The sequence below is a fragment of the Actinoplanes lutulentus genome, assembly GCF_003259845.1.
GTDB classification, from domain to species: Bacteria; Actinomycetota; Actinomycetes; order Mycobacteriales; family Micromonosporaceae; genus Actinoplanes; species Actinoplanes lutulentus.
On the sequence record NZ_QLMJ01000033.1, the window covers coordinates 1 to 8,104 of the forward strand.

Consider the following 8,104-nt stretch of genomic DNA (forward strand, 5'->3'; position numbering starts at 1 on the left):
CACAGATGACCAAGTCTCGCCAAAATCTGCCGAGCGCGCGCCGATGTGATCGGAATATTTTGACAAGATCAATCACGCAAGAAGGGACAGAACCCGGTTCTCGCTGACACAATCACGGCGTCGTGGGTGAGCCCCGAGTGCCGCAGCTCGTGCAATACCCATCCGTCGAGGGGCCTGGACTTGGTCGGCCGAAGCGTCGGGGCGGGCCGGGCGGCGGGTGGGCTGGCCGGCATCGGCTTCGGCGCCGGCGTGCTGATCGACCATCCCGCCGCAGCCATCGCCGGGTTCGGCCTGCTCGGCGCAGAGCTATCCTGCGCCGTAGCGCGACGGCCTGCTGCCGGCACCGGGTGTGCAGTACCCGCAGCGCGGCGATCGCGTCGGGGTCGAGGCCGTCACCGGCGGTGAACAGGCCGCCGTGGTGGAACGGCTCGGTGATCAGGTTGGTCACCGAGCCGTTCTCCTGCGACGGGCCGGCGCCGGCCGGGCTCGCGCTGACAGGCTCGGCGAGCTCGTGGCCGACGGTTGGCCGGCGGGTCGTCGGCAGGATCGCGGCGTTCGGGTCGATCACGAGGTTTCCGCTGGGTTCGCCGGGTGCGGCCGGAGTGCCGCGCGCTGTCGCAGGAAATGCGTACGGGTCAGGGTGCTGCTCCGGATCGGGTTCTCAAGGCAGGCGCGCTGTGACCTTCGCTGATAAATGGCGGTAAATCTTCGCCACTAGGAAGGTTCCGGCGCCACATCTTGACGTAGCAGATCAATGAGCTTGTTGGCCATATTGAGCCTCGCTTCGCGAGCGGCCAACTCCTCCGCGATCAGCATGCGGATCACTTCGCGCTTCTTCTCGTCGGGAAGGTCAGAGCGGAGAACCCTGACGACGGCCGCATCTTCTGTCGGAACGTAGCCAGCCGCAGTGTCGGGTCCATGGTCATACACCAGGCCGCCCCGAGGCTCCGGTGCGCCTCCGTCGACAACTTTCGCCACGCTGCCGGTCGCCCATCTCAGCCCATACTCGAGTTTCGCAATCGTGACCTGGTCGAAGTTGCCGCGTCGGCCATTCTCGATGTCTGAGAGAACCCGGGCGGTGATGCGCGTAGCTTCTGCGAAGTCGGTTCGCTGGGTGTAGCCAAGTTCCACCCGTCGACTCACTACGTATCGCCCCAGCCGTTCCCAGTCAGCCATGACTTCCTCTCCGCTGCTGCAAGGACAGCAACGATACCACTTAGCTCCGTCCGATGCCGTTTGATTCTTGCAATCATGCCGTCTGATGCCTACCGTTGCCACTGTGAGTGAATCCAGTCAAACGAAGTTCGGGCACCCCCAGCCGAACAGAAGAGTCCTTGTATTGGCGATCATCGTGCTGGCGGCCTTGGCTTCAGCCCTTGCGGCGGCGCTGCTGTCGAGCGTCACCGGCGGCAGCGTGTCAGCGACGTTGGCAGCAGCGGGCGGCACATTCGTCGCTGCGGTCAGTGTCGGCCTCGGCGTTTGCCAGTTCCTGCGGGGATAAGAGGGAGCAGAGAGCCATGCTCAGGTCCGGTCAGAGCAGCACGTACTCCCGAATCTTGCCGCGAACGCGTGGGCCGCTCCTCACCCACCCGCAACGGCAGGCTGGGGAACTGCTGGGCGATCTCTACGTCAGTCAACGGCTTGGTGACCGGGACGTCGACGTATCCCCGGTCGTCCTCGTCCCACTGGCCGTTGGGGTCGATGGCCCGGACGCGGGTGACGACGCCGTTGACCACGTAGACGATGCCCTTGACCCGGGGTCGCCGCAGCTCGCCGATGGGAACCATTTGCGGTCTGCTTCGAGCTGCACTTTCTCCTCTGCCCGGTTTCGCCGTAGCGGCGGTTGGTGTCGGCGTCGACCTTGCCAGGCCGGGTGTTGCGGTAGACGACCAGCACACAGTCGCGGCCGTCGTGGTGGGCGTTGAGGTGTTTGTAGAGGGTTACGCGGCCGACGCCGAACGTCTCGGCGATCTCCTCGACGGTGTACTTACCGGCGTCGTACATGTGCTGCGCCTGCTCTAGCTGGCGTGCGGAGAGCTTGGTCGGCCGGCCACCGACCCGGCCGCGGGCCCGGGCCTGCGGCGAGGCCTTCGAGGGTGCCCTCGACGATGGCCTCCCGGTCGAACTCGGCGAGCGCGGCCATGATGCGGAAGTACAGCCGGCCGATCGGGGTCGAGGTGTCGATGCCCTGCTCGAGCACGATGAAGTCGACCTCGTGCTCCTCGAACCAGGCGGCCAAGTCGAGCAGGTGCTGGTGATTGCGGCCGATGCGCCGCAGCCGGGTGACCACGATCTGGTCACCCGGCTGCAGCTTGGACAGCAGGGCGTCGAGCTTGGGGCGGGAGGCGAGCTTGCCGCTGATCTTCTCGATGACGATGTGGTCTGGCTCGACGCCGGCGCGGGCGAGCGCGTCGGACTGAGCGTCGGTGTTCTGCTCCCGGGTCGAGACCCGGGCATAGCCGTACCGGGCCATTCAGGCGTTCTCCAGCTTGTCGATCACCGGGCTGATCGCCCGGTTGAGGGCCCAGACCAGTACGTCCAGACATTCGACGGCCTGCCGGAAGAGGGCATCGCTGCCGGTCGGCACCGCGGTGATCTTGCCGGTGGGTAGCTGCCAGAGCACGCGGACCTCGGTGAGCAGGAACGCGCTGGTCTCCAGATCCTCTTCGCCGATCCTCTTGTACTCGTCGTTCCAGGACCGCGGATAGTCGTGCAGGTAGTCGCCGTCGGCGGTGGTGGCTTGGGCGAGCTCGTCCGGCCGGTTGGCGATGAGCCGCACGGTAGCGGTCAGCTCGTCGTTCCAACTGCTGGATTCCAGGTGAACGCTCTGGATCCGCGAGCAGGCGTGGGCGCTGTCTGCGGTGGCTGGGGCGATCGCTGCCGCCGGCGATCCCGATGGGGCCGAAACACTCGCTTACTTGACCACCGACCCGAATGGGCGGTTATGGGTGCTGTCTGCGGTGGCCGGGGCGATCGCTGCCGCCGGCGATCCCGATCGAGCCGAAGAACTCGCTCACTCGACCACCGACCCGAATGTGCGGGCATGGGCGCTGTCTGCGGTGGCCGGGGCGGTCGCTGCCGCCGGTGGACACGAGCGAGCCGGCAGCCCGCAGATCAGACCGAAGCACTGGCCCGCTCCATCCACCTGGGCATATCGGTTCCGGCCGGGCCTGCCTCACCGCCACCCCGGCCGACACCATGCTCGTGCCCAGGCCGACGTTGCACCGCCATCCCCACGACCAGCTACGCAACCGCTGGTCACCGCGTAACGTCCCGACGTTCCTGCCCAGCCTCGTACGCGCATACCTCGACGGCACCGAACCCAACCTGCGCGGCTACCGCGAGCACCAGATCACCGTCCTCGCCGACGGGAACACCATCGCGCGCCGCCGCCGCCACCTCGTCGAGCAGCACCTGGCCGTCCGCACCACCCCAGCCGGGCCAGCCACCCCGGCTGACGGGATCACGGTGCACCCCGACATACCCTTCGCCCTGCGGCTGGGCCCCCGGCCAGCGCCACCCGAGCCCGGTTAGCCGCGCCAGGCCGGGGCGACGTCGAGCAGCTCGGTGACCTCGGCGACGGCGGCCGCCTTACCCGAAGCTTCGTCCAGAGGAGCCCTCTTACGCTCCGGTCCTCTTGCGATACTCGTCGAACCAGTCGTTCACGCCTTCCCTGTGCGGCTCTTCCCATGAGGGGCGCGTGGGCTCTTCTGGCATGGACTTGTGCGCGTCTGACGCTTCGTAGCTTGAGTTTTTGGGGCGGCCGAAAATCCATCGGATGAGACCCATTACGCCATGCTCCTTCGCGCGTCGCGGCCCTCACGCTGCCGGGGCCAGGAGTCAGCTAGTAAGGGCAGTGTGCGCGCCTAACGCTCATCGCGACAAGCCTAGGCCCCGCGCCGCCGCGAGGTGGCCTGGGCGTACCCCCGTTCGGATGACATGCCGTCGCCAGGCGATGACGTCCCACGACGCGCCCTGCGTTCGACTTCCATGGATGTGGAACAGCTCGGACGCGATTACTTCGATGCGCGGATGGCGGCAGCCTCACGGCGTACCCAAGCCGGCCACCCGGGACTGCCATCTTGATGTCAGCCATGGCGCTTCCGCTGACAGCGAGATGACCGATGAACGCTGACAGCGGGGTGGCACCTCGCAGCTGCATCAGGCCGAAGGCGGAGACCGTCTCAGTATCGGGCGAGCGGCGCGTGGCCACCTCACCCGTCGCCGTTGGCGGTGGAGTCCGTAGCAAGGGTCGCTGTTGATGTTGGCTGAGCGCTGGCCGCAGGTGGTGCTCCGGCGCATGGATGAGTTGTCCGGCGCCCTTCTACGGCTACCTACGTGCCGTCCCTGGCGCGGGTGCCGGCCGGTCGATCGACCGCGCCGAGCATGGTGAACAGGTCCGAGAGGGTGGGACCTGCTCGCTCGGCCAGCGGTCCGTGTTCGCGCCGAATCAGGTCCTGCGGCGTGGGTTCGGTTAGTACCTGCCATGCCGTGGGCAGCGCGTTGACCCGTAGCCCGTCGTCATTGATCTTGTATCGGACCACCGGCTTGCGGGCTGTCTTCTCCTTGATCTTCGGGTCGGCGACGTTGCCGGTGCGAAAGGCGCGACCGGTGGCGGGCATCTTATCGATCAGCCGCAGCCGGTAGAGCATCTCGACCGAACGCCAGGTCGACCGGTGCTGGCGGAAGAATGTCTCGCGGTATCCACTCGTGACGAACACTCCGTAGAGGGCATGTTTGCCAGGCCGGAGAGCCCGCATGTACCGCAGCATCAGATACGTGGCGATCTCGGCGTCGGACAATATCCATACCCAGCACGCGTGGGCCGGGAGCTCTTGGGGTGGTGGGGTCAGGGGTTGTCGTCGGTGGTTAGTGCGGTGGCGATGGCGTGGCCGATGGTGCGGTTAGTGAGGTAGAAGGTGGCGCGGTGGGGTTCGGCGCCGTTATCGACGGTGTAGGTGCTCTCGAAGGTGGCGCCGGGTGGGCGCTGTTTGTCGAAGATCGCTGTGAGGTGTGGGCGTGCGGCGATGATGTCGTCGCGGTCGGCAAGGTTGATCCAGCGCTGTACGCCGGTCGGGTAGGCAGGTGGTTGTTGCAGGCGGCGGATCACCGAGGGCAGGCCGAGCGGGCTGCCGATGGTGATGAGCAGGGGCAGGGGTTGCGGCCGGGCGTGGAGGGCTTCGTAGGCGACGACCGAGCCGAGGCTGTGGGCGAGCACGACGCGGGTGTCCTCGTCGAGGTGTTGGTGGACGGCGGCGATGGCGGTGTCGCGGATGGCGGGTTCGCTGAGGTAGCGCACGGCCTGGCCGAGCAGGGCGTGGCTGCCGGCGAGCCGGAAACCAGCGTTGCCGAACCAGGGGATGCGGTCCAGGGCCGCGAGGGCGCGGGCGGTCGTACCCGGAAGGCCTTGCGGATCGGCGCGGTCGAGGTTGAGGGCGTCGAGTTCTTGGCGGGCAGTGCCGGCGTCACGGGCCCGGTTGGAGTCTAGGGCGTTGATGAGCCAGTCGAAGGCGATCTCGTTGGCGATCTCGCGTTGGCTGTCGGCGATCTCGCTGGTGTCGCCCTGCTGGTCGGAGGTGCGGAACAGGTTGCCGTAGAAAGCCATGCGAGCCCACCGGTCGGCAGGTTGGACCGGCCATAGCCGGTCGGCGAGGTGGGGGTATCCGGCGATGCCGATCCCGCCGGCGAGCGAGAGTAGCCATTCGTTTTCAAGTTCGATGGCGGAGCGTTGCTGCTGGGCGATGCCGTGGACGAACACGATGCGGGCCATACGCGTCGGACTCCTTCATGGACGTAGCGCGGATGTCGATGGATGTGGCTGCTCTGGCAGTGTGGCCGGATGAGTGGTCCTCCGGCACGCCGACTGGCTTTGGTGATCGGGTCGCAGTGTGCAGCCATGTCGGGGCTGAGCTTTCTGCCGGATCTGGCGTATGACCTGGGGAAGGTCTTGACCGATCCCGAGTTGGGCGCCTGTGAGCCGGCGTTCGACCCCCCGGTGCTGATCGACCCGCCTCGGACCGTGCTGATGCAGGCGGTGCAGGCCGCGTTCACCCGGGCGAATGACGGTGACGGGTCGATTCTGGTACTGGCGTTCATCGGGCACGGCATCGCGGCCGATGACGACTTCTACTTCCTGCCCGCCGATGGCAGCGGCCGGGGGAACTCCGGCACGGATGTACACGTGTCGCAGCTGTTGAAGGAAGGGCTGCGCGATCATCCGAGCCTGGGTGGTCTGCTGGTACTGCTGGACACCTGCCATGCCGGGGTGGGCGCGGCACAGGCTGCGACGTGGCAGCAGGTCGGGTTGGGCCGACGTACGCACCGATACGAGCTATTGACCTCCAGCGCAGATCGGCCCGCCTACGGTGGGGTGGTCACCCGTACGATGATCGAGGTGCTGAGGTCGGGGATCACGACCGCGGGCACCACGATCGGCTCTCGCTACTTGTACAAGTACCTGCACGAGAAGGCTTCGGGGCAGCGCCCACAGCGGATCACCCACGACGGTGGTGGCTGGACCGGTCCAGATGACGAGGGTCTGTGGTGGGCGTACAACGCCGGCCACTACAGCCGGGCGGTGCCGGTACCGGAGGTGCCGACGGGGTTGGGGGCGCCGGCCCGCTCGGCGTACCGGGTGCAGGTCACCCGGATAGCACCGCAACAGTTGGTCGGCCGTGACCGGGAGTTGGTCGACATGGCCGCCTTCTGTGCCAGCCCAGGTGTTGGCGGGTACTGGTATTGGCGGGCCGGGGCGTGGGCGGGCAAGTCGGCGTTGATGTCCTGGTTTGTGCTGCACCCGCCTGCCGCGGTGCGGGTCGTGTCGTTCTTTATCACCGCCCGCTATGCCGGTCAGAGCGACCGGATCGCGTTCATCGAGGCCGTCGTCGGGCAACTCGCCGAGCTGCTCGGCGAGCCGCTGCCGCCACTGACTGACACCTGCCGCGAGTACAGCTTCCTGGACCTGCTGGACCGGGCCGCCGAACGATGTCAGGCCCGCGGTGAGCGGATGGTGCTGCTCGTTGACGGCCTCGACGAGGACCGCGGGGTCACCGCTGGTCCTGACGCCTACAGCATTGCCGCGCTGCTGCCGGAGATACCCCCGCACGGGGCACGGATCATCGTCGCCGGCCGGCCGAACCCGCCGGTCCCCCACGACGTGCCCCCCGGCCACCCCCTGTACGACCCGGCCGTCATCCAAGAGCTTTCGGCATCGCCGCGGGCGCAGGTCGTGCGCAGGGACATGCAGCGCGAACTGGACCATCTGCTGACCGGCAGCCACACCGAGCAGGACCTGCTGGGTCTACTCGCCGCCGCTGGCGGCGGCCTCAGCACCCGTGACCTCGCCGAACTCACCGACCAGCTCCTCTGGCAGGCCGAAAGGCATCTGGCCACCGTGACCGGACGCTCGTTCCACCCCCGCGACAGCCACTGGCAACCCGGCCGCGGGCCCGACGTGTACGTGCTGGGCCACGAAGAACTCCAGAACACCGCCGCTGAACGGATCGGCCCAGCACGTCTCAACGACTACCGCCAGCGCCTGCACACCTGGGCCGACTCCTACCAGGCACGACAGTGGCCGACCGCCACACCCGAATACCTGCTTCGCGGCTACTACCGCCTCCTGACCAGTATCGGAGATCTGACCCGCCTGGTCTCCCTGGCGACTGACGCCGCCCGCCACGACCGGATGCTCGACCTATCCGGCGGCGACGCCGCCGCCCTCACCGAGATCACCACCACCCAGACCCTGCTGCTTGCCCAGTCCGACCCCAACCTTGAAGCCATGGCGTTGCTCTCAATACGCCGCTACAGCCTGGCCGAACGCAACACCCACATCCCCATCGGACTGCCTGCGGCTTGGGCACGACTCGGCCATACGGACCGTGCCGAAGCTCTCGCCCGATCCATCATTGACCCGGAGCAGCAGACGCAATCGCTGACCGGGGTCGCCATGGCGGTGGCCATTGCGGGCGAGCCTGGACGGGCCCGTCGGCTAGCTGCCGACGCCGAGCAGCTCGCTCGGTCCCTCACCGAGCGGAGCCAGCAGGTACAGGCATTGAGTGCGTTGGTGCCGGTGGTGGCCGCTGCCGGCGACCCGGACAGG

The 8,104-nt window shown here is 67.4% G+C and carries 10 protein-coding genes; 3 read left to right on the top strand and 7 right to left on the bottom strand.

All coding sequences use genetic code 11. The features are described from left to right. Nucleotides 1-112: 112 nt before the first annotated feature. Nucleotides 113-568 (bottom strand): hypothetical protein, encoded by a 456-nt coding sequence (locus tag B0I29_RS45505; RefSeq protein ID WP_146617101.1) that lies wholly within the window; start codon nucleotides 566-568, stop codon nucleotides 113-115. Nucleotides 569-714: 146 nt separating this feature from the next. Beyond that, nucleotides 715-1,176 (bottom strand): helix-turn-helix domain-containing protein, encoded by a 462-nt coding sequence (locus B0I29_RS43870; protein WP_111655118.1) that lies wholly within the window; start codon nucleotides 1,174-1,176, stop codon nucleotides 715-717. Between the two features lie 103 nt (nucleotides 1,177-1,279). Between B0I29_RS43870 and B0I29_RS45510 the strand changes: the two genes are divergently transcribed. After that, nucleotides 1,280-1,501 (top strand): hypothetical protein, encoded by a 222-nt coding sequence (locus B0I29_RS45510; protein ID WP_146617102.1) that lies wholly within the window; start codon nucleotides 1,280-1,282, stop codon nucleotides 1,499-1,501. A 128-nt stretch (nucleotides 1,502-1,629) separates the two neighbouring features. Here B0I29_RS45510 and B0I29_RS47285 read toward each other — a convergent pair whose 3' ends face one another. The 3 genes from B0I29_RS47285 to B0I29_RS43880 are packed head-to-tail and all read right to left on the bottom strand — an operon-like array spanning nucleotide 1,630 to nucleotide 2,779. Continuing rightward, nucleotides 1,630-2,004, bottom strand: coding sequence for a helix-turn-helix domain-containing protein (locus B0I29_RS47285; RefSeq protein WP_245973207.1), 375 nt, complete (start codon nucleotides 2,002-2,004; stop codon nucleotides 1,630-1,632). After that, the gene (locus tag B0I29_RS47290; protein WP_245973208.1) at nucleotides 1,988-2,473 is read right to left on the bottom strand and encodes a recombinase family protein; all 486 of its coding nucleotides are present in this window, start codon (nucleotides 2,471-2,473) and stop codon (nucleotides 1,988-1,990) included. Before B0I29_RS47290 ends, B0I29_RS47285 begins: the two co-directional genes overlap by 17 nt. Next, on the bottom strand, nucleotides 2,474-2,779 hold the full coding sequence (locus tag B0I29_RS43880; RefSeq protein ID WP_111655119.1) for a hypothetical protein: 306 nt from the start codon (nucleotides 2,777-2,779) through the stop codon (nucleotides 2,474-2,476). A 425-nt stretch (nucleotides 2,780-3,204) separates the two neighbouring features. Here B0I29_RS43880 and B0I29_RS43885 point away from each other — a divergent pair, with 425 nt between their 5' ends. Then, complete coding sequence (locus tag B0I29_RS43885; RefSeq protein ID WP_146617103.1) at nucleotides 3,205-3,534, top strand: hypothetical protein; 330 nt, start codon at nucleotides 3,205-3,207, stop codon at nucleotides 3,532-3,534. Nucleotides 3,535-4,334: 800 nt separating this feature from the next. Here the strand turns inward: B0I29_RS43885 and B0I29_RS43890 are convergent. Beyond that, the gene (locus tag B0I29_RS43890; protein ID WP_111655121.1) at nucleotides 4,335-4,802 is read right to left on the bottom strand and encodes a hypothetical protein; all 468 of its coding nucleotides are present in this window, start codon (nucleotides 4,800-4,802) and stop codon (nucleotides 4,335-4,337) included. A 47-nt stretch (nucleotides 4,803-4,849) separates the two neighbouring features. Next, nucleotides 4,850-5,770 (bottom strand): alpha/beta fold hydrolase, encoded by a 921-nt coding sequence (locus B0I29_RS43895; protein WP_111655122.1) that lies wholly within the window; start codon nucleotides 5,768-5,770, stop codon nucleotides 4,850-4,852. Nucleotides 5,771-5,896: 126 nt separating this feature from the next. Between B0I29_RS43895 and B0I29_RS46230 the strand changes: the two genes are divergently transcribed. Continuing rightward, on the top strand, nucleotides 5,897-8,104 hold a 2,208-nt coding region (locus B0I29_RS46230), incomplete at its 3' end, for a hypothetical protein (protein WP_220091596.1).